At 57.7% G+C, this 21,192-nt stretch carries 17 protein-coding genes; 2 read left to right on the top strand and 15 right to left on the bottom strand.

The annotated features are described in order from the left end of the window. Positions 1-13 precede the first annotated feature (13 nt). Positions 14-2,947 carry an EAL domain-containing protein gene (locus A377_RS0105450; RefSeq protein ID WP_019895198.1) on the bottom strand — a complete coding sequence of 978 codons (2,934 nt, stop codon included), beginning with the start codon at positions 2,945-2,947 and terminating at the stop codon, positions 14-16. A gap of 108 nt (positions 2,948-3,055) precedes the next feature. Beyond that, entirely contained in the window at positions 3,056-3,877 is an 822-nt protein-coding gene (gene queF / locus A377_RS0105445; RefSeq protein WP_028485294.1) for an NADPH-dependent 7-cyano-7-deazaguanine reductase QueF, read from the bottom strand. A gap of 55 nt (positions 3,878-3,932) precedes the next feature. On the opposite strand from queF, the gene A377_RS0105440 reads away from it, so the two are divergent. Together A377_RS0105440 and A377_RS0105435 are read left to right on the top strand one after the other, a co-directional pair. Next, positions 3,933-4,127 carry a hypothetical protein gene (locus A377_RS0105440; RefSeq protein ID WP_019895196.1) on the top strand — a complete coding sequence of 65 codons (195 nt, stop codon included), beginning with the start codon at positions 3,933-3,935 and terminating at the stop codon, positions 4,125-4,127. 138 nt (positions 4,128-4,265) lie between these two features. Beyond that, on the top strand, positions 4,266-4,850 hold the full coding sequence (locus A377_RS0105435) for an invasion associated locus B family protein (protein WP_019895195.1): 585 nt from the start codon (positions 4,266-4,268) through the stop codon (positions 4,848-4,850). Positions 4,851-4,896: 46 nt separating this feature from the next. Here A377_RS0105435 and A377_RS11960 read toward each other — a convergent pair whose 3' ends face one another. From A377_RS11960 to A377_RS0105370, 13 genes are all read right to left on the bottom strand, one after another. Continuing rightward, positions 4,897-6,579, bottom strand: coding sequence for an L-lactate permease (locus A377_RS11960; RefSeq protein ID WP_019895194.1), 1,683 nt, complete (start codon positions 6,577-6,579; stop codon positions 4,897-4,899). A gap of 113 nt (positions 6,580-6,692) precedes the next feature. After that, positions 6,693-8,324 carry a BCCT family transporter gene (locus A377_RS0105425; protein ID WP_019895193.1) on the bottom strand — a complete coding sequence of 544 codons (1,632 nt, stop codon included), beginning with the start codon at positions 8,322-8,324 and terminating at the stop codon, positions 6,693-6,695. A gap of 207 nt (positions 8,325-8,531) precedes the next feature. After that, positions 8,532-9,149: a YigZ family protein gene (locus A377_RS11955; RefSeq protein WP_051083144.1), complete on the bottom strand. Its 618-nt coding sequence runs from the start codon at positions 9,147-9,149 to the stop codon at positions 8,532-8,534. After that, complete coding sequence (locus tag A377_RS0105410; RefSeq protein WP_019895189.1) at positions 9,150-12,242, bottom strand: efflux RND transporter permease subunit; 3,093 nt, start codon at positions 12,240-12,242, stop codon at positions 9,150-9,152. Then, positions 12,239-13,381 (bottom strand): efflux RND transporter periplasmic adaptor subunit, encoded by a 1,143-nt coding sequence (locus A377_RS0105405; protein ID WP_157760754.1) that lies wholly within the window; start codon positions 13,379-13,381, stop codon positions 12,239-12,241. Before A377_RS0105405 ends, A377_RS0105410 begins: the two co-directional genes overlap by 4 nt. A 263-nt stretch (positions 13,382-13,644) precedes the next feature. After that, complete coding sequence (locus A377_RS0105400) at positions 13,645-14,616, bottom strand: cation transporter (RefSeq protein ID WP_019895186.1); 972 nt, start codon at positions 14,614-14,616, stop codon at positions 13,645-13,647. After that, a complete protein-coding gene (locus A377_RS13100; protein ID WP_019895185.1) occupies positions 14,616-14,777 on the bottom strand; it encodes a hypothetical protein in 162 nt (53 codons plus the stop codon). Before A377_RS13100 ends, A377_RS0105400 begins: the two co-directional genes overlap by 1 nt. Before the next feature lie 13 nt (positions 14,778-14,790). Further along, on the bottom strand, positions 14,791-16,185 hold the full coding sequence (gene mnmE, locus A377_RS0105390) for a tRNA uridine-5-carboxymethylaminomethyl(34) synthesis GTPase MnmE (protein ID WP_019895184.1): 1,395 nt from the start codon (positions 16,183-16,185) through the stop codon (positions 14,791-14,793). 73 nt (positions 16,186-16,258) lie between these two features. Further along, positions 16,259-16,600: a hypothetical protein gene (locus A377_RS0105385; protein ID WP_019895183.1), complete on the bottom strand. Its 342-nt coding sequence runs from the start codon at positions 16,598-16,600 to the stop codon at positions 16,259-16,261. A 10-nt stretch (positions 16,601-16,610) separates the two neighbouring features. After that, the gene (gene yidC, locus A377_RS0105380) at positions 16,611-18,305 is read right to left on the bottom strand and encodes a membrane protein insertase YidC (protein ID WP_028485293.1); all 1,695 of its coding nucleotides are present in this window, start codon (positions 18,303-18,305) and stop codon (positions 16,611-16,613) included. A gap of 18 nt (positions 18,306-18,323) precedes the next feature. Continuing rightward, the gene (rnpA, locus tag A377_RS11950) at positions 18,324-18,800 is read right to left on the bottom strand and encodes a ribonuclease P protein component (protein ID WP_245546779.1); all 477 of its coding nucleotides are present in this window, start codon (positions 18,798-18,800) and stop codon (positions 18,324-18,326) included. 23 nt (positions 18,801-18,823) lie between these two features. Continuing rightward, on the bottom strand, positions 18,824-18,958 hold the full coding sequence (rpmH, locus tag A377_RS12965) for a 50S ribosomal protein L34 (protein WP_068581062.1): 135 nt from the start codon (positions 18,956-18,958) through the stop codon (positions 18,824-18,826). 223 nt (positions 18,959-19,181) lie between these two features. Then, positions 19,182-21,179 (bottom strand): hypothetical protein, encoded by a 1,998-nt coding sequence (locus tag A377_RS0105370; protein WP_019895180.1) that lies wholly within the window; start codon positions 21,177-21,179, stop codon positions 19,182-19,184. Between the last annotated feature and the right edge of the window lie 13 nt (positions 21,180-21,192).

Genomic DNA, 21,192 nt, shown 5'->3' with positions numbered 1-21,192 from the left:
AGGCCTGGTCATATCAGGAAGTGTGTTTGCTCAAGGCATCGAATTCGCGCCACCAGCCAGGAAAATCCTCCGGCGGCATGGGCCGGGCAAAACCATAACCCTGACCCAGATCACAGCCCTGTTTTTTCAGATACTCGGCCTGAACCCGGGTTTCAACCCCTTCGGCAATCACCTCGACCCCGACCGCCTTGCTCACCGCCACCACGGCGTCGACAATGGCCCGGTCTTCGTTGTTTTCCGGCAGGGAGCGCACAAAAGACTGGTCGATTTTCAGCTGATCCAGCGGCAGTTTTTTCAGATAGCTCAACGACGAAAACCCGGTGCCGAAATCGTCCATCGACAGCATCACGCCCAGCGCCTTCAGTTCATTGAGCACCCGAATCCCTTCCTGCTCGTTCTGCAATAGAAAACTCTCGGTCACTTCCAGCTCCAGCACTTCCGGCGGAATTCCGGTTTCGGCCAGCACCGACGCCACCGAATCCACAAACGCCTGATGCACCAGCTGCACTTTGGACACATTGACCGAAATGCGTGACAGGCGCAAACCGGCTTTTGACCAGGCCTGCCACTGCTGGCAGGTCTGCTTCAGAATCTGACGCCCCAGCGGAATGATCAGACCAGTGGATTCGCTGATGCCGATGAACTTATTCGGGGCCACCACGCCCATTTCCGGGTGCAGCCAGCGTACCAGCGCTTCGGCGCCGACCACTTCGTTGGTCTGCAGACATATCTGCGGCTGAAAATAGGCGATCAGCTCCTGGTTTTCGATGCCACGGCGCAGTTCTTTTTCATAGAAAAACAGCTCCGAAGTGGCGGTGGTCAATTCCGAAGTGTGGAACACATAGCCGCTGTGGGGCAGTTTTTTCGATTCGTACAAGGCCTCGTCCGCCGACTTCATCAGGTCCGACGCCTTCTGGTTGTCCGCGGTGTTCAAAGCAATGCCGATCTTGATGTCGATCACGTGTTCCTGCCCGTCCACCTGAAACGGGGATTCAAACGCACGGATCAGTTTTTTCGCCAGCGCCGCCGCCTGTTCGGCTTCCTGAATCGGCTCGATCAGCACCAGAAAATTGTCCGCCCCCAGACGCGCGACCGCATCCTCTGTGCCCAACATGGTTTCCAACCGCTGGGCAATCTGAATCAGCAAACGGTCGCCGTGCTCATAACCCAGGGCGTCGTTGATCATCTTGAAGCGGGCAATGTCGATGATCAGCAGCGCCATTTTGTCCTGCGTACGCCGGTTTTTGGCCATCAGCTGATTGAGGCGGTTCTTGAACAGGGTCACATTGGGCAGCCCGGTCAGAATGTCATAAAACGACAGGCGATTGATCTCTTCTTCGGTTTCTTTCTGCTTGCTCAGGTCGTTCATCAGCCCCACGTAATGCAGCACTTCGCCGTCCTTGTCGCGCACCGCATTCACGGTAAGCCATTCGGGGTAAATGGTGCCGTCTTTTTTGCGGTTCCAGATTTCGCCTTCCCAGCTGTCGGTTTCTTGCAGCGACTGCCACATCTGTGCATAAAACGCCGAAGGTTGCTTGCCCGAACTGAGAATCACCGGGTCCAGACCCAACACTTCTTCCGCCTTATAGCCGGTGATCTGCTCAAAGGTGCGGTTGACCAGCACAAAGCGGTTGTCCTTGTCGGTCACCAGAATGCCTTCGCCCGCATTGTCAAACACCGACCGGGTCAGCTTCTGAAAACGCTCGGATTCCTCCTGAAAGGTCAGATCCGTCATCACCAGCAGATGCGCCGGTTCGGCATGGTAGGTGATGGGCTTGTGGTTGAGTTCCACATTGATCGACTGCTGCCCGGCGGTACACAGCGTGGCCACCGTGACCTCGGACTTGTGATGGTCAAACGCGGCCAATCGCGCCCGGAACTCGGCCTTGTCGGACTCCGGCAGCAGCCCCATGAAATCGGTCCCGACCAACGCCTCGGTGTCCGTCCCCAGCATTCGACAGGCTTCGTCGTTGGCAAAGGTGATCACATCTCCCTGATAGATCACCACGCCGTCGTTGGACAGGCTCAGCAAATCCCGATAGAGGGTCTCGGCCTCCAGAATGCGCTGTTCCTTTTCCTTGATGCTGCGACTGGTCTGGTAGTAAAAATTTTCTTCGATCTGATGCAGCAGTTCGGTAAAACTGATCAGGTCCACCAGATTGCCATTTTCATCCTCCACACCCAGGTGATGAAAATTGTGCGACACCATAAAATGGCGCACATAGCTCAGACTCTGAGTCTGAAGCACCGACTGCAGCGGAAACGAGGCAATGTCGCGGGCACAGATGCCATCAAAACTTTCGCGCTCGGCAAAACAGCGCAGCAGATCTCGCATGGACACAATGCCGTAATCACCCTGATCCGCCACCACCAGCGCATCGATCTCTTTTTCGGCCATGGCTTTCTGGACTCGGCCCAGCTCCGCCCCGCCTTCAATGTAATGCAGGTGACCGTTCAGCAGCTCCCGGATCGAAATGGCATCCAGAAATCCGTCGCTGAACTTGGCATTGACCAGATCGCTTTCCGAAAGCACGCCCACCGGGTATTCTTCGTGATCGACCACCAACAGGTGGTGAATGTGTTTTTTGTGAAACAGATAGGTGGCCGAGGAAATCAATTCATCCTGGTGGATGCGGCACACCGGCGCATTCATAACCGTTTCGATGGGGTCAGACAAAATTTCCGGGTGGGTAATGTCGAGTTTCAACAGGTCGGTTCGGGTCCAGATGCCGACCACATCCTTCCCGTCCGAAACCAGAATCGAACCGATGTTGTTCTGGCTCAGGTAGCAAATGACTTTCTTGATCTGGGTATCCGGCGAACAGGTTTCGATGCCGGCATGCATAAAATGCGACACCACCAGTGACGTATCGTCGGGCGCATGCCCTCCCCCGATCTTCTGGCTGGAATCGGACGAAGGAAAAGACTGGCGGTTCTGATAACTCATAAAGCCCATTTTAACGCAGTGAGATGGTCATGACGAAAAAAACCCGGCTTGTATCAGGCATATAAGAAAACGCTACTTTTTCATCCATGCGCAAGCCAACGCTCAAACTTACTGTCGCACCCAGCGCCGCAGGTCAAAATCCGTTTGCCAGTCCGAGCGGTAGGGGTTGATGTCGAGCCCGCCTCGGCGCACGTAGCGTGCGTATACGGTCAGTTTCTGTGGCTGGCAATGGCGTTTCAGGTCGGTAAACACCCGCTCCACGCACTGTTCGTGAAATTCATTGTGTTCGCGAAAAGAGACAATGTATTGCAACAATCGCTCTCGGTCAATTTTCGGGCCGGTGTAGGCAATCACCACGCTGCCCCAGTCCGGTTGACCGGTGACCAGGCAATTGGATTTGAGCAGATGACTGAACAAGGTCTCCGTGACCACGTTTTCACTGTCGGCCTGCAACAACTCAGGCGTCACCTGATAATGCTCCACCGCCACAGGCAACTCATCCAGACACACGCCTTGCGGCCCGCCGATCAGGGTTTGCGGTTCGGACACAGACTGCACCGCCACCCCGACTCTGGCTCCGGCGGCTTGCGACAGATCCTGCTCCCACAGAGCTTTGACGGCCTGTTCCGAGTCAAAACGGGTGCCGTTAAACGAATTGAGATACAGCTTGAACGATTTGGATTCGATCAGATTGGGCGAATCGGCCGGGACTTCAAATTGGACGATGCGCGCCTGCGGCTTGCCGTGCGCGTCCAGCCAGGACACTTCGAACGCCTGCCAGACGTCCACGCCGCCAAACGGCAAGTCCCCGGCCCGAAGGCCCAGCTCGTCGCGTTTTTCCGAGCGCGGAATCGGAAACAGCAAAGTGGGATCATACTGGTTACAATAACGGGTCGCCCGACCCAGCTGGCTTTTTTCGGCGGTTGTCATGGCGCTGTCATCTGCAAACGTTATAAAACGCCCATTATACGAAGGAGAATCGCCCATGTTGAGTATTTTAATCGGCGGCATGCTGGTGACCGTATTGGCACTGGCGCTTCTGTGGGGCGGGTTCTGGGTTTTGCGCAAATGGCCGATGTTTGACGCGCTCAACTCGCGACAGGCCAACAAGCGCATGCTGCAACTGACCCTGCTGGTGTATTTCATCGGTGTGGTGGGCACCATTTATCTCATGGCCTGATTCCGCTAAGATGAACCTTCGGTCGGGATGACCGAAACGTTTGATTGGCTGAGCGCCTGAAAAAAGCGCCGACTTCCAGAGCAGACAATCGCAGAACCTTTGTCTGATCTGTCTTTTGCCCCTAAATTGGAGAGTGTTATGAGATTCCGTTCACGCGTATGGGCCCTGGGCTTTTTCCTGTGCCTGCCTTTTCACCAGGCCTGGTCACAAGACGCATTGCCTATACCGTCACAAGGGCCGTCACAAGGGGCCAACCCGACTGCGCAAGCGACAAATGGGCAGACCAATGCGCAAACCAAGCCGAAAACCCGGCAACACGGTGACTGGCTGGAAGTCTGTGTGGAACAGGATGGGCAGACCCGCTGTCAGGCCCAGCAAACACTGCAACGCAAAACCGAGCAGGGCGCGATGCGCATGCTACAGGTCACGGTCAGTCAGGACGCACAGGGCAATCTGGGCCTGCAACTGATCACGCCGCTGGGCATCAATGTCGCCAGCGGGCTCCTGCTGAAAGTGGATGAGGGCCAGGAATACCAGATTCCGTTTCTGACCTGTCTGCAGGACGGCTGTCTGGGCATTCACAAACTCGACGACACACTGCTCAGCGCCATGAAAGCGGGCAACGTCGCCAAAGTGGCTTTCCGCCCTTTCAACCAGAAACAACCGCTGGTGATCGATGTCTCGCTCAAAGGCTTTACCGCTGCGATGCAAAAGGTGGAATGACCTTTTCCCCTTAACACCGGCCTGAGTCAGACTGATCCAGACTGACTCAGGCGAAAAACCGCATCAGCACCCAGGCCACCACGCCCACCGCGGTGGCGTAAAACAGCATCGGCACCAGTGTATAGCGGATAATCTGACCTTCCTTGCCCGCCAGATTCACCACCGAGGCGGCGGCGACCACATTGACCACACAGATCATATTGCCCGCATTGGCCCCCAGCATCTGCAACGCCAGAATCCAATGACTGGGCATCGACAGTGCCTCGGCGGTGGACGCCTGCAACTGCGAGAACATCATATTGGAAAAGGTGGCCGACCCCGCGACAAAACTGCCCAGCGCGCCCACAAACGGCGCGGCCAGTGGCCATTGACCGGCAAAGGTGTCGGCGGCCAACTGCGCCAGAGCCAGCGGCATGCTCAGCAGATCGGCCCCGTTTTCGCCGGAATTGAGGAAAATCCTGACCATCGGCACCGAGGCGGCAAGAGCGATGATGGTAGGCAACAGCACTTTGATCGAACGCCCCCAGGCCAGCGTAACCTGACGCACCGGCACCCGGTGCAGAGCCCAGGTCAGCAGCGCCACCAGCAGAAACACACTGCCGGGCAAATACAATGGCACCAGTTTGGCCGAAATCCCAGTCCCGGCCAGCTGCTCAAACGTCAACTGCACGCTTTGCAGCCAGTCTTTCAGCGGCAACACTTCCAGCCGGGTCAGCACCAGAATCGCCGCCACCAGCACATAGGGCAGCCAGGCCTGCCACAAAGGCAGACAGGCATGGCGCACCGGCTCCACCGCCAGACACGACAGAGCCGGGGATTTCTCGCAACCTTCGATTTTGACCAGGCCTGGTGACGGTTTGTGTACGGTTTGCGCCGTCTCCGGGGTGTCGGAAGCAAACCCCCACACGGTTTTGGGGGTGAGAATGTTGTGCCTGGCCGCGGTCACGGTGATCACCAGACCGATCAGCCCGCCCAGAATTGCCGGAAATTCCGGGCCCAACAGCCAGGCCACGCCCAAGGCGGGCAGGGTAAAGGAAAACCCGCCCAGCAGTGCGAACTTCCAGGCCCCCAGACCTTCGCGCCAGCTTTTGTTTTCGCCGAAAAAACGGGTCAGCATCACCACCATCAGCAACGGCAGAAAACTCGCCACCATCACATCGATCAGGCTGGCAGTGACGGCCACCTCCATCATTTGTTCGTAAGTGATGCCTTCGACCCCTTCGCCGATCCCGACGATCACCGGGGTGCCCACCGCGCCGTAAGAGACCGCCGCACTGTCGGCAATCAGCGCCAGCGTCACCGCCGCCAGCGCCGGAAACCCGAGCGCGAGCAGCAAAGGCGCGACAATCGCCGCCGGAGTGCCAAAACCGCTGGCCCCTTCGAGAAAGGCCACAAACAGCCAGCCCACAATCACCGTCTGCACTCGCCGGTCGGGCGAAATGCCACTGAAACCCTGACGAATGGTGTCGACCGCGCCGCTGACTTTCAGCGTGTTCAGCAGCACAATCGCACCGAACACAATGATCAGAATCGCCGCGCCGATCACCCAGCCTTCCAGCACCGAGGCCGCAATGTAATCCACCGGCATCTGCCAGACCTGCCAGGCCAGCAGCGCCACAATCACCAGACTCAACGGCATGGCACGGCTGGCAGGCAGACGCAGAATCACCAGAAACACCAGCACCGCCAGCACGGGCATCGCCGCCGTCAGAAATTGCAGCAGAGTCATGACAAATCCCTTTTATTTATTAAGCGATTATCGCATTGTGCCCGATGGCAGGATCCGCCGGGGTGACGCTTTGATGACAGAACCGATAACAGAATCCTCGCCCCAACAGACGCTCAGCTGGCTTTTTTGTCCACGGCGGCTGTCGTGTCATCACGCGGATCGTCCGTGGTTTCGGCCACAATCCAGGGTTCGGCCGGTGCGGTCTTGCGCTCACCGGCACGGGCGGAGTAGCGCTCGTCTTCCAGTGCCTTGACCAGCCCCACAATCATCATCACCACAATCACCGAAAACGGCACCGCCGCGGCAATGACCGCCGATTGCAGGGTCTCCAGACCGCCCAATACCAGCAGGGTCGCGGTCAGACCGCCCAGAAAAATGCCCCAGATAATCCGGTGCAGGGTCGGCGGATTGCTGTCGCCGCCCGACAGAATGGTGTTGACCACCAGCGTCCCGGCATTGGCCGAAGTAATCAGAAACGTGCCGATCAGGACAATCAGCAGGCCGGACACCATCGTACCGATCCACCCCAAATCCAAACGCTCGATGGTGACGTACAAAGCCGTGCTCACATTGTTTTCCACCGCGGCGACCACGCCCCCGCCGCCAAACAGTTCATGAAACAGGGCGGTGCCGCCAAACAGACCGATCCAGACGATGGTAATCAGGGTCGGCACCAGTAGTACGCCCATCACAAATTCACGAAAGGTGCGCCCGCGGGAAATCCGGGCGATGAACATGCCCACAAACGGCGACCAGGCCAGCCACCAGCCCCAGAAAAACACCGTCCAGTCCGCCTGCCATTCGGTCTGGTGGGTCACATTGGTGTGGAAGGTCATGCGCAGCAGATTCTGAATGTAATCCCCGGTGGCTTCCACCGTCAACCCGATCAGATACTGCGTCGGCCCCAGGGTCAGGATAAACACCACCGCGGCGATGCTCAGCCAGAAGTTCATTTCCGAGAGCAGACGCACGCCTTTTGACACGCCCGAAACAATCGACACCGTGGCAATGGTCATGATCACCCCGATCACAATCAACTGCAACTGGGTGGTGGTTTCCCAGCCAAACACCGATTCCAGCCCGGCGTTCATCTGCTGCACCCCCAGCCCCAGGGTGGTGGCAATCCCAAAAATGGTGGCAAACACCGCCAGCAAATCCACCAGATCGCCCCAACGCCCATGCACCCGCTCTTTCAAAATCGGATACAGCACCGAGCGCACCGTCAGCGGCAGATCATGGCGAAACGCAAAATAGCCCATCGCCAGCGCCACAAACGAGAAAATCGCCCAACCGTTAATGCCCCAATGGAAAAAGGTCAGGCGCAAGGCCACCACCGCCGCATCGGCATCGGTGGCGGCCACATCAATAAACGGGTTTTCACGAAACTGCAGAATCGGCTGGGCCACCGACCAGAACAGAATCCCGACCCCGGTGCCGGCAGCAAACAGCATGCTCACCCAGGAGAAAAACGTAAACTCCGGTTTCTCGAAATCGCGCCCCAAACGCACATTTTTGTAACGTCCCACACCCAGCCAGATCATAAAAAACAACAGAAAGGCTACTAGCACCACGTAATACCATTCCAGAAACGGGTTGAGCGCCCCCCGCAACGCCGAAATCAACAACGCCGACTCATCGGTATAAAAACTGCCTGCCATGACCGACAACACCACCAGAAACAGTGCGCTGACCGTCAGCAGCGGGTTCATGCCCTTAAAAAATCCCGACGTTGCCTGATTGTACATGCGTGCTCCTTGAGTCAGTCGTCTTCAATTTGTCTGATTTCACAGCAAAAACCACCAGGCCTGGTGGTTTTTGTCTCCATCTGTTCGATTTTGTATGGATTGAGGCCACTCTGATTGTCATCCCGACCGCAGCGGAGGGATCTTTCAAAAAATTGCACCGCCAACAAAAGAGGCTTCGGTTTGGGCCAGCATGAAAACTTTTTTGAGTCAGGTGCTTGGTTCATCCATTCGTTTCCAATGCTCAATACTGGCCTGCCCTTCGAGCATGGCTTCGAATTCGGGCCAGCTGGCCTGGGGCCAGTGCAGGGTCACACACACGGTTTGGCCGTAATCGACCGCCGCCACTTCGGCGTCAAATTGCGCGGCCTGATGGCGCAGCCATTGCTCACAGGCAAAATCGCCAGTGACCTGAACCTCAACCATAGCGACCTTTTCGATCACCGGCAGGGTTTCCATCACCGCCTGCGCCGATTGGGCGTAGGCACGGGTCAGTCCGCCCGCACCCAGTTTGACGCCGCCAAAATAGCGCACAACCACCACCAGCACATCGCCCACGTCTTTGTGGCTGAGCACATTCAAAATCGGCTTGCCCGCGGTGCCGGACGGCTCGCCGTCGTCGTCCATCCCGGCATTGTAAGCGCAGGCCGGATCGCCCAACTGGTAAGCCCAGCAATGATGACGCGCATCCGGATAAGCGGCTTTGTAGTCGGCCACAATCGCCATCGCCTGTTCGCGTGAGTCAATCGGATGCGCAAAGGCAAGAAAACGGCTTTTTTTGATTTCGATTTCGGCCTCATGGGGATGAGCGGGCATCGCATAACTCATTTACGCCACCTTGACCCGAAACCAGAGCGCATACAAAGCCGGCAGAAATAATAACGTCAACAGCGTGCCCATGCCAATCCCGCCGATCAGGACATAGGCCATCGGCCCCCAGAAGGTGGACGTGGTCAACGGAATAAACGCCAGCATGGCCGCCAGCGCGGTCAGCAACACTGGCCGCGCGCGGCGCACGGTGGCATCCACCAGCGCCTCGCCCAGCGCCATGCCCTGCTGGCGGTTGTCGTCGATCTGCCCGGTCAGAATCAGGGTGTTGCGCATCAAAATCCCGCCCAGTCCGATCAGACCCAGATTGGCCACAAAGCCGAATGGCTGATTGAACAGCCACATCGCCGCCACCGCTCCGATCAGTCCCAACGGGGCCGTGACCAACACCATAAACAAGGTGCTGATCGATTTGACCAACAGCATGATCAGCAGCGACATCACCAGTAACATCAGCGGCATCATCACCTTGATCGAACTTTGTGCTTTGCCCGATTCCTCGACCGAGCCGCCCACCTCGACCCGATAGCCGTGCGGCAAATCGGCGAGCACCGGCGCAAACGCCTGCATCAGACGTTCGGTCGCCACCGGCGGTTGCATGCCCGATTCGATCTGCGCGTTGACCTGCATCACCGGTTCGCGGTTGCGTCGCTCCAGCCACGGCATTTCATAGCCCCAGCTGAGCTTCGCCAGATGCGACAGTGGCACGGTGGGCGGCGCATCGCTGCCGGCGCTCACGGGCAAGCGAATCGGCAGATCGGCCAGACGCTCGGGATGGGCGCGTGCCGCCGCATCGGCACGCACTTTCACCGCCAGGGTGCGCTGATCACGTTTGATTTCAGAGACGGTGATCCCATCCAGCGCCGCCGCCAGTTGCGCTTTGACCTCGGCCTGACTCAGGCCCAGACGCGCCAAACGGTCGGCCTCAAAATCCAATTGCAACACCGGGGCCTGCTCACCCCACTGCAAGTGCGGGTCACGGGTAAACGTCTGTTCGGCCATGATCGTCCGCAAGCGCTCGGCAATCGGACGCAACTGCTCCAGCTCCGGCCCCATCACCCGGAAACTGACCGGCCACTGCACCGGCGGGCCAAACAGCAACGGATGCACCCGCACCCGCGCCTCGCCAAACTCACCGCCATCAATCCGTGCCTGCAGTTTTTCCCGCAGGGCCATGCGTGCGTCCTTGTCATGGGTCACCGCAATGATTTTGGCAAAGGCCGGATTGGGCAATTCCGGGTTCAATGCCAGAAAGAAACGCGGCGCGCCCTGCCCCACATAGGCCGACAGGGATTCGACTTCGTCGTACTCTTTGATCACCGCTTCCAACTCTCGGGTCACCGCATCGGTCGCCTTAATCGACGAGCCTTTGGGCAGATACACATCCACCATCAGTTCCGGGCGGTCCGAGCTGGGGAAAAACTGTTTTTCCACCTGGGTGACCATGCCCACCACCGACAGCGCAAACACGCCCACCGTCAGCGCCACCACGGTTTTCCGATAGCGCACACAAGCTTTGATCACCGAGCGCAACCGTCGGTAAAACCGGGTCTGATAAGGGTCGTCACGGTTTTCGCCCGTGCCGGATTTATTCGCAGGCACCTTGAGCAGCTTCACCCCCAGATAGGGAATAAAATACACCGCGACCAGCCAGGACGCGATCAGGGTGGTGCCCAGCACCCAGAAAATCCCACCAGCGTAGTCGCCGACCCGCGATTGCGCCAGCCCGATGGGCAGAAACCCCACCACCGTGACCAGTGTGCCCACCAGCATCGGCGCGGCGGTGACCTGCCAGGCAAACGCCGCCGATTTGGCCTTGTCGAGCCCCTCTTTCATTTTCACCAGCATCATTTCAATCGAAATAATGGCGTCGTCCACCAGCAACCCCAGGGAAATGATCAGTGCGCCCAGGGTGATCCGATCCAGATTGAACCCTTCGATCACCATAAACACAAACGTCATCGCCAGCGTCAGCGGCACCGCCAAAGCCACCACCACCCCGGCGCGCAGTCCCAGCGTGGCCAGACTCACCAGCCACACCACCAGCAATGCGGTCATGAATTTGAGCTCAAAGGTCGAGACCGCGCGCTTGATCGCATCTGCCTGATTGGTGACTTTTTCCAGTCGCATGCCCACCGGCAGGTCCTGATGCGCGGTCTGTTCAAACGTTTTCAGGCGTTGTTCCAGCGTCAGACCATTGGTCTGATCCTGCATGATCACCCCGATCATCAGCGCCGGCTCGCCCTTGTTGCGAATCAGAAAACTCGGCGGGTCTTCGGTACCACGATAAACATCGGCCACGTCCCCCAGACGCAACATTTGTCCGTCCACATTCAGGGGCAAATCGGCCATCGCCTGGGCATCGGGTGCCACGCCTTCGCCATTGAGGCGTGAACGCAGATAGATTCGAGGTCCCTGGGTGTCGACAAACCCGCTCGGGGTGACGTCCAGATGCGCGCTCAACGCCGTTTGAATCTGAGCTGGACTCAATTGCCGCTGGCTCAGCGCCGCCAAATCCAAGTCCACCCAAATCCGTTGCGCCTGTTCGCCGATCAGATCCACTTTCTTGACCCCATCAATGCGACTGAGCCCCACCTGCAACCGATCCGCTGTTTTCAGCATGGCCGACTGCGGCATGTCTTCGGCGGTCAGGGCATACAGACTGAAATAAACGTCCTCAAAATCGTCATTGAACACCGGCCCCTGCACGCCATCGGGCAAGCTCGGGGCAATGTCGGTCAGGCGTTTGCGCACCTGATAATACAAATCCTGGGTCAGACCGCCGGGTGTGTGATCGGCAAAGGTCACCATCAAACTGACCGCGCCCGGCTGGACTTTGGTCTCCACCCGGTCCATATAGCGGATTTTCAACAGCTCGCGGCTGAGCGGATCGGCGACCTGTTCCTGCATCTGTTCCGCCGTCGCCCCCGGCCACTGGGCGCTGACCACCATGGTGTTCACATCAAAACTCGGGTCTTCGGCGCGGCCCATGTTCATAAACGCCCACAAACCGGCCAGCGCCACCACCACAATAAAATACAGGCTCAGCGCCGGGTGCTGGACCGCGTAGGCCGACAGGTTAAAGCGTTTCAAGGGGCCAGCCTCCGCACGGCCTGACCGGCGTGCAGTTTGTGAACGCCAAAGGCGACCAATTCATCGCCTGCGCCCAGTGTGTTTTGGCGGCTGGCGTCGGCCTGCACCCAGGCCCAATCATGGCTGATCGCCTGCACCTCGACCGATACGGCCACCAGAGTGTATCCCGTATCTGTGCTGTCGTCGGGTTGCAGCCGCCAGACCTGAGCCGTCTCGCCACGACGCAGCAGGGCACTCACCGGCACCCTGAAGGCTTGTAAGGCTTGATCGGCCTGAGGCAGACGCGCGGCCACGGTCTTGCCCCACTGAGCCTGTTTTAACCAGGCCTGGTGATTTTTGTCCGTGTCAGTCAGGCCATACCAGGCGGGCCAGGTACGGCTTTGTGGGTTGGCCTGATCGCCGCTTCGCTGCAACGCCAATTCAAATGTCTGTTCATTCAAGGTGACGGAAACGGCTTCCGGCGGGTTCTGACGCAGTGATTGAGGCAAATCGATGGCCACTTCCGTGGGTGCCACGCTGGCCAAACGCAACACCGGCTGGCCCGGATTGACCACTTCGCCGGTCTCGGTCAAAACGTCTGTGATTTTGACCAGGCCTGGTAGATTGTCGGGCACACGCAAGGTCGCATAGTCGATCTGATGCTGGGTTTGCGCCGCTTCGCGTTTTTGGGTTTCCAGACGGGCCTGCAACACATTGAGCTGATTCTGTGCCCGATCCAACGACTGCTCAGAGGTCAGATTTTTTTGAAACAGACGTTCCAGCCGTGCCAGCTCCGAACGGGCATTGACGATTTCGGAGCGGGTCGCATCCATATTGGCCTGCAACGCATCCAGCGCCAGTTCAAAATCGGTCGGGTCCAGCTTCATCAGCACGGCACCGGGTTTGAGTCGGTCGCCCACTTCCACCCGGCGTTCCACCACTTCGCCCCCGACCCGAAAGCTCATCGCGGTTTGAAAGCGCGGCACCACCTCGCCACTGAGGGTCTGGCCCGGCTGAGGGGTTGCCGTAACCGCATACGCCTGCACCACCGGCGGCGGTTCCGCACCGGATTCCGGCTCCGACTCGGAGCAGCCAGCCCCGATCGCCAGCGCCAGAAACACACTGACCAACCCGACCCTGTTTGGATGAACGCTGCGCATTGTCTGATTCCTCTGAGATATAGAGATTGTTAAATAAACCGTCATGCTGAGCGAAGCCGAAGCATCTTACTCGCATGTGCCAACCCGCCAAAGATCCCTCCGCTTCGGTCGGGATGACAAGGGCATTCGCCGAATGACAACCGATAAGCGATAAACCGCCCAAGCCGACCAAATCCCTGTCATGCTGAGCGAAGCCGAAGCATCTGGTTCGGTATGTACCGCCCAGCCAAGATTCTCTCCGCTACGGCCGGGACAAACCCGCCTTACGCCAGCCAATCAGCCTGTTGGGTAAACACCAAATCCAGCGAAAAATAGTCCAGTTGCTGCGCCAGCGCCTGATGCGCCCGTGCCCTGGCCGCATCCTGCTGCGCCAGCGTCACCTCTGCGTCAACCGGTACCAGCACATACGCCTGCACATAGACCATGCGTCCCATCTGCAGATAGCGCATTTTCACCTGCTCCGGTGAGACGAGGTCGCCATGTCGGTCGGTCAGCCCTTCCAGCGCGCTGACTATCCGTTGCTTGATCGCCCGTCCCGTGTCGCTGTTGCCACTGCGGCGCACAATCTGCAGGCCATTTTCCTTGAGGATTTTCAGCGGCATCGGCAAGATCACCAGAATCAGAATCACCACCACCACCGGATCGGTGTAAGGCAACCAGGCATACCAGCCCAGATTTTCCAGCCAGATGGCCAGAGCGAACGACAGCCCCACCGCCACCGACAGCCAGCCACCAATCAACCAACCCTGCAAGTCCACCTCAATCAAGGAGGAACGTGCCAGTTTGTTCAACCGATGCAGGTACCAGGCCAGACCAAAATTGATCAGCGAGGCCAGCACCGAATAAAACACCGCGGTGTGCGCATCGATCATGCGCCCGCCGGTAAAGAGCGCCTTGACCGAGGCATAAAACGCCACCAGAATCACGCCCAGAATCAGTATGCCTTTGATGAAATTGAGTACCGGCTCGAACACCGCATACCCCATAAAATGGTGACCCGATTCCGGCTGGCGGGTCTGGCGGGCAAACAGCGAGACCACACGCAAAGTCAGCAACGCGGCGATCAGATCAATAAACGGGTACACCGCGTCCATCAGAATGGCGTGGGAGTAGGTCGCATAGAAAAACGCAAACCCCAGAATGGCCATGATCGCATCGCCCACCATCACCAGCTTGATCGCGGTTTTTTCAAGCTTCAGGCGCGTTTCCACCGGCAACAGAGGCGTGTGGTTCATCAATCCGATTCCTTCGGTATTTTCCGCAAGCGATAGCGTGGCGAATGCCGGTGCAGGTCTTCCCAACCCTCATCCGAAATCGGATCGGATTCGTCCTCCAGCGGGCGCGGACGCTCATCCATCACCCACTCGTACCCAAACCAACCGGTCACCCAATTCATAAAAGCTAACATGTCATTTCCCAATACAGAAGGATGAAAAAATCCGGCCCAGCAGGTCGTCGGAGGTGAATTCGCCGGTGATGGACGACAGCGCCTGTTGAGCCTGACGCAGGTCTTCGGCCAGCAGTTCGCCGGCGGCGAAATCGTGCAATTGCACCCGGCCCTGTTCCAGATGGCTTTGCGCGGCCTGCAGGGCCTGCAAATGGCGTTCTCGGGCCATGACCACGCCTTCGCTGGTCTGGAGCAGGCCCATCCGGTCTTTTAAATGTGCGGTGAGCAGGTCCAGACCGATCCCGTGTTTGGCCGAGAGCCAGATTTCGGTTTCGACACCGCTTTGCGCCTGTTCCGAGGCGTCATTTTTGACCAGGCCTGGTGATTGTTCCATCAGATCGATCTTATTGTGGATCAGGGTCACCGGCATGCCGCGCGGCAGTTGCGCCAGAATGCGACGGTCTTCTTCGGCCATCGCCTCCCCGCCCTGAACCATCACCAGCACGTGGTCGGCCTGATCCAGTGCCGCCCAGGCGCGCTCGATCCCGATTTTCTCCACCGCATCGGTGGCCTCGCGCAGCCCGGCGGTGTCGAGCACATGCAATGGCAGGCCATCGATCACAATTTCTTCTTTAACAATGTCGCGCGTGGTGCCGGCAATGTCGGTCACAATCGCCGATTCGCGGCCCGACAAGGCATTGAGCAGACTGGATTTGCCCGCATTGGGCCGTCCCAGTATCACCACCGACAGCCCTTCGCGCAGCATCGCACCCTGACGGGCACTGGCCAGCACGAAAGCCAACTGTGATTCGATTTCGGCCAGATCGGCCGCGACCTTGCCGTCGCTCAAAAAGTCGATTTCCTCGTCGGGGAAATCGATCGCGGCTTCCACATAAATGCGCAGGGCGATCAACTGCTCCACCAGGGTGTGAATGCGGTTGGAAAATTCGCCCTGCAGCGAGCGTAGGGCCGAACGCGCGGCCTGATCCGAGCTGGCATCGATCAGATCGGCAATGGCTTCGGCTTGAGCCAGATCCAGCTTGTCATTCAAAAACGCCTGTTGGGAAAACTCGCCCGGATCGGCCAGACGTGCGCCCAGTGTCACGGCCCGATTCAACAGCCACTGCATCACCACCGGGCCGCCGTGGCCCTGAAATTCGATCACGTCTTCGCCGGTAAACGAATGCGGGCCTTCAAAGAACAGTGCGATGCCTTGATCCAGCACCGTGCCGTCTTTGCCGTAAAAAGGGCCGAAATGAGCATAGCGTGGTGGCGGACACTGCCCCAGCATGGCCTGGGCAATGGCACGGCTTTGCGGGCCCGAGACCCGGACAATGCCGACCCCACCGCGACCCGGCGGCGTGGCCAGAGCGGCGATGGTCTCGGTCTGAGCGGACATAAACAGGGGATCGCTCATGCCGGACCGCCGGTGACAGAGACAAAAAACGCCCGTAACGGGCGTTGATCAATGCGCTTGGCCAGGCTCATGCCTACTCCGCCAGCACGCGATAGGTTTTGACGTCAAAGTCACTGACAAACGGCTTGGCGCTCAGGGCGTCGCGGGCTTTGTCGAGCTTCTTTTTCGAGGTAAAGGTCATTTCCTCGTCTTCGTCATTGATCTTGAACGACAGCACAAACAGATCCCGCGTTTTGACCGACTCGGCGGCCTTGGCGGAATCCTGCGCGGCGCTGGTGCTCCCGGCAGAGGTTTCCAGTGGCAGATAATGGTCACCGACCTTGTAGCAAAGCGGCGTGGTGCCATCGGCGACAATGAAATCCACCCGACCGAACATCGGGTGGTCTTTTCCGGGTTTCTCGTAAGTCAGTTGCATCGCAAATCCTCTATTTTTCTTCGCCGGCTTCGATCTTGCGGGTGATGTACCACTGCTGCGCCACCGACAGGATGTTGTTCACCACCCAGTACAGAACCAGACCGGCGGGGAAGAACATAAAGAAGACGGTGAAAATGAACGGCAGGGCTTTCATCACCTTCTGCTGCATTTCGTCCATCATCGCCGACGGATTCAGTTTTTGCTGCACCCACATGGAAATCCCCATCAGGATCGGCAGGATAAAGTAGGGATCTTTGGTGGACAGGTCATCGATCCACAGAATCCACGGAGCCTGACGCATTTCCGCCGAATACAGCAGTACCCAGTAGAGTGCGATGAACACCGGCATCTGCACCAGAATCGGCAGACAGCCGCCCAGCGGATTGATTTTCTCTTCCTTGTAGAGCTTCATCATTTTCTGCTGGAACAGCGCTTTGTCGTCGCCGTAGTTTTCTTTCAGCTGCTTGAGCTTGGGCTGGAATTTTTTCAGCTTGGCCATCGAGCGGTACGAGGTTTCCGACAGCTTGTAAAACAGCAGCTTGATCAGAATGGTCAGGATAATGATCGACCAACCCCAGTTGCCGACCAGCGAGTGGATTTTGTCCAGCACCCAGAAAATCGGCTCGGAAATCAGGGTAAAGATGCCATAGTCCACCGTCATTTCCAGGCCCGGCGCAATGTCTTCCAGACGTTTTTGGATGATCGGCCCCATATAAAGCTCGGTGTTCAGAGTGGCCGTCTCGCCCGGTGCCAGTTTGGACATGGGTTCGACCACACCGGCCACGTATTCGCCATTGCCCACCGGCTTGGCGAAAAAGCGGTTCTGCGCGTCCTGATCCGGAATCACGGCAGACATGAAATAATGCTGAATCATGGCGGCCCAGCCACCGTTGACTTGTTTGCCTTCGATTTTCGCGCTTTCCAGATCGTCAAACGAATGCTTCACAAACCGGTCTTCGGCATTGCCGTCGTACAAGGCCGGGCCGGTGTAGGTGTACATCAAGGCACTGTGATCCGGGTCGTATTTGTTGCGTTTGAGCTGAGAATAGAGGCTGCCGGCCCATTCCTGCTGAGAGTTGTTTTCAACCTGATAACTGACGTCCACCACATATTCGCCACGGGTGAAATGGTAGGTTTTGGTGACTTTGATCCCGTCCTGCTCCCACGTCATGGGCACATCGAGCGAATCGCCCTGCATCTCGTAACGGGTCTGCTTGGCCTGATAGACCGAACGGTGGGTCGGCGCGGGCAGATTGGCACCCGATTGCGTGGCCAGACCGTTCTGGGCCACATACATCATTTGCCCGGAATCGCCCATCAGCTGGAACGGCTTGTCGCGGTCATTGGAAGCCGCATACTCCTGCAGAAACACTTCTCGAATGTCCCCACCCTGGGTATCCAGAGTCAGATCCAGCACATCGGTTTTGACATGGATACGCTGGGCCTTGGCAATTTCTTCCTGAGCCGTGGGCACGTCCTGCGGCTGATCGGTGGCCTGATCATTGGCCGTAGGCACATCCAGCGGCGCATCCGTTGACGCCGATCCCTGAGGAGCGTCTGGCGAATCGGCCTGTGCCTGAGTGGTTTGCGACTGGCTCTGCGTCTGGGTTGGCAGACTTTGGGCATGCTGAAACTTGGCCCATTCCATCCATAGCCACAACAGGGTAAAAGCGAGCGCAAGCCACCAAAAGGTTCTCATATTCATGCGGTTATTTCCTGGGTGTTATTCCATCGGGTTCGATTGTTTGACAGGTGCGGCGTCTTTCAGGCCACTGCGCCGGATTTTGCGCACCAGATGTTCAAAACTCTGTCTCAGGGTCGCGTTGTCGACTTCTGTCATGCCGCGCCGACCCAAAACCACAATATCATACCCGCTCAAAGCGGTTTTTTGTTGACGAAATGCCTCACGGGCCAATCTTTTTGCCCGGTTACGGCACACGGCTTTGGGCAACTGCTTTTTGGACAGCGCCAAGCCCAGACGCGGGTAAGCACAGGCATTGGGACGGACAATCAGTGTCCAGTGTCGATTGGCAAATTTGGTGGCATCGGCAAACACCGCACGGTAATCGGCCGGCGTCGTCAGGCGAAAGGTTTTGGGGAAGGCATTGCTGGAAAGTTCCGGTGTCTCTGGCCAGACGGCCTGGGACGACACACCGGAATCGGTGGCGCGGGGTCGCGTTTCATTGTCTGAAGCAGCCAATGAATTCAAACCGGCCGGAAAGATTAAGGCGTCAGACGCTTGCGGCCTTTGGCACGACGTGCGGCAATGATTTTACGACCGTTCTTGGTCGCCATACGGGCACGGAAACCATGAGTGCGGGCACGCTTTAGAACGCTGGGTTGAAATGTACGTTTCATGATTGAATTCCTTGTTGCTGTAACCAGATTGAAGCGCAGAAAACCGGTCGGACATTCTTGTTGCCGTCCGCCGTTTTTCTGGAATGTGCTAAAGAACGCAGCATTATAAGGAATAAGCCACGCTAAAACAAGACTTTATCACCAGGCCTGGTGATTTTTCATCCTGGCTTGGCTCTCAGGGGTGTGTTCGAACCATTCAACCCACTCAGAACCATAATAAAATCTAGCCCCCCTCAACCGAAGTGCGATCCGCCGCCCAACTGTTTACGGCCAGGGCTTTGATTTGTTGAATCTCTTCATCAGGGGGGGCCAGCTGGCTGTGGACCACCGAAGGATCCGCATGAAAAATGTATAAGCGCGAAGCCAGTTGCGCAAAAGGCAAAGAAGCTTCACCGAAACGCTCGCCATGTCCCTGGGTAGACACCATCACGCCATTGCCCCAGTCCTGTCCGCTGTCATTGTTCGGGTTAAAGAAATACACACGCATGACTTCTTCCTGATCCAACGACACCCGAATGAGGGTGATGGCGTGCCAGCCCACAAATCGGGCGCTGCTGTCGGTGATCGCAATCCCCGCTGGCTGAGGGTGTATCAGCGGCTGGTTGCCATTGTAGTAGGGATGATAATAAGTATAGAACGCGCTGAGGTATTGGTGATAATCACACAGTTGACCGGTGGCGATGTCGACCGCAATCCAGAATTCGCGCCCGACCCACCAGCCATGAAATTCGGGATTGATCCAACGATGCGGATCTTCGCCCCGCCCAATACACAGGCGTCCCATTTCGTTGTACACACGATCAAGATGGGGCACCAAAACAACGGAGACCGGATCGGTGTCCAGTGACAGCATTGGCCCCGAGTGATCGGCCAATTCCGCCGAGGCAATCAGCCTGCCTTCAAAATGCATGGACAGACCATCAAACCGAGCCGCCTGGGCAATCAAGTGCAACAAATAATCCGGGTCATTATAGGACCACATTGAGATGGCACGTGCCGACTGACAGGTTGGGTTATTGCCCTGTCCAACCCCCAGGGGCTGACCAATCAGCGAAACCACCCCGGCCAGCAGATGCACACGCGGAGGTTTTGCCTCGCCAAACACGGATTTCAAGAGGCGGCTTGTCGGCTCGCTCAACTCCAGCCCAATCTGGCGCCAAAGAGCCGGCGCAATCGGAGACGAATAGAGAATGCCCCGCTCCAGCAGCATGGCCAGACCATAAACGGCCTGTGCCGTTTCCGGATAAATCGCTTCATCGATCAGCTGGTAAACCAGAGCCTGATAACTGCGAATCGCATCCATCCCGGTGCTGCTGAGGCCAAGCGCATCGGCAATGAGTTGGCGATCATTTTGCAATGCAAAGCGCAAAAAGATGGCATGGTAATCCGACACCAGACCCACATCGTGCATGGCCCGGGCAAAGCCACTGGCTTCCTGCTGCAGGCTTGGCAAATCCATGGACGCCAGACGTCCCAGGTAAGCCTCAATCCCCGGATCGTCAAGACAGCCTTGGGTTGGCCCAAACAACGCGCTGGTCAAGCGGTCGGCCCCCAGCCGGACTTCGCCAATATCCCCTGCGCCCTGCGCCAGAGTAATGGAAACTTGCGTCACCATCATCTTGATGTGCGCGGTTTGAATGGGGCGCTGAGCAAGAATGCGCCATATTTCATCGATCAAACGCCCCAGAATGTTCTCAAAGCCGATGTGACTCAACAAAAACTGAAATACCTGATTGACGACCGCACCCAGATCGCCCAAACGCACACGCATCGTTTCATCTGCTGCGCCAAACAGCTGGTTGACGTTGAGTGCCAACACCTGCGTCAGGAACTTCTCGGCCTGCTCGGCAGAGATGCCTGGGTGACGATGCACGCCTTCAACAATGGCCAGCAATCGCAGATGGCTTAACGCATCCAGCACCACCGTCTCTTTGGCCCCTGTCTGCAAGGTACTGACCACCAGGCCTGGTTGCAATCGCTCCGGCTCTGCCCAGTCCGTTCCTTCAAACAGGCCCGCTGCATCCATAGCCGGTGCCAGCCGATAAAGTGCCGGCACCCCTTCGGGTTGCTGCATCACCCAAGCCGCCATTTCCAGCACCTCTGACTGATGAGTCACTTTGGCAAAACCGGTGGCATGCTGCAATTTTGCGATCGCTGCGGTCAGTGCGTCTTCCATGGCTTGAACCTGGGCACCGTTCACGTGCACGTTATCCGTGGTCATTGGCAATCTCTTC

It is taken from the genome of Hydrogenovibrio halophilus DSM 15072 (assembly GCF_000384235.1).
Classification (GTDB): domain Bacteria; phylum Pseudomonadota; class Gammaproteobacteria; order Thiomicrospirales; family Thiomicrospiraceae; genus Hydrogenovibrio; species Hydrogenovibrio halophilus.
This window is presented reverse-complemented; position numbering and strand designations above follow the sequence as displayed.

Coding starts and splice junctions, on each gene's coding strand:
- A377_RS0105450 (WP_019895198.1), bottom strand. CDS start 2,947: ATGAGTTATCAGAACCGCCAGTCTTTTCCTTCGTCCGATTCCAGCCAG.
- queF (WP_028485294.1), bottom strand. CDS start 3,877: ATGACAACCGCCGAAAAAAGCCAGCTGGGTCGGGCGACCCGTTATTGT.
- A377_RS0105440 (WP_019895196.1), top strand. CDS start 3,933: ATGTTGAGTATTTTAATCGGCGGCATGCTGGTGACCGTATTGGCACTG.
- A377_RS0105435 (WP_019895195.1), top strand. CDS start 4,266: ATGAGATTCCGTTCACGCGTATGGGCCCTGGGCTTTTTCCTGTGCCTG.
- A377_RS11960 (WP_019895194.1), bottom strand. CDS start 6,579: ATGACTCTGCTGCAATTTCTGACGGCGGCGATGCCCGTGCTGGCGGTG.
- A377_RS0105425 (WP_019895193.1), bottom strand. CDS start 8,324: ATGTACAATCAGGCAACGTCGGGATTTTTTAAGGGCATGAACCCGCTG.
- A377_RS11955 (WP_051083144.1), bottom strand. CDS start 9,149: ATGAGTTATGCGATGCCCGCTCATCCCCATGAGGCCGAAATCGAAATC.
- A377_RS0105405 (WP_157760754.1), bottom strand. CDS start 13,381: ATGCGCAGCGTTCATCCAAACAGGGTCGGGTTGGTCAGTGTGTTTCTG.
- A377_RS0105400 (WP_019895186.1), bottom strand. CDS start 14,616: ATGAACCACACGCCTCTGTTGCCGGTGGAAACGCGCCTGAAGCTTGAA.
- A377_RS13100 (WP_019895185.1), bottom strand. CDS start 14,777: ATGAATTGGGTGACCGGTTGGTTTGGGTACGAGTGGGTGATGGATGAG.
- mnmE (WP_019895184.1), bottom strand. CDS start 16,185: ATGAGCGATCCCCTGTTTATGTCCGCTCAGACCGAGACCATCGCCGCT.
- A377_RS0105385 (WP_019895183.1), bottom strand. CDS start 16,600: ATGCAACTGACTTACGAGAAACCCGGAAAAGACCACCCGATGTTCGGT.
- yidC (WP_028485293.1), bottom strand. CDS start 18,305: ATGAATATGAGAACCTTTTGGTGGCTTGCGCTCGCTTTTACCCTGTTG.
- rpmH (WP_068581062.1), bottom strand. CDS start 18,958: ATGAAACGTACATTTCAACCCAGCGTTCTAAAGCGTGCCCGCACTCAT.
- A377_RS0105370 (WP_019895180.1), bottom strand. CDS start 21,179: ATGACCACGGATAACGTGCACGTGAACGGTGCCCAGGTTCAAGCCATG.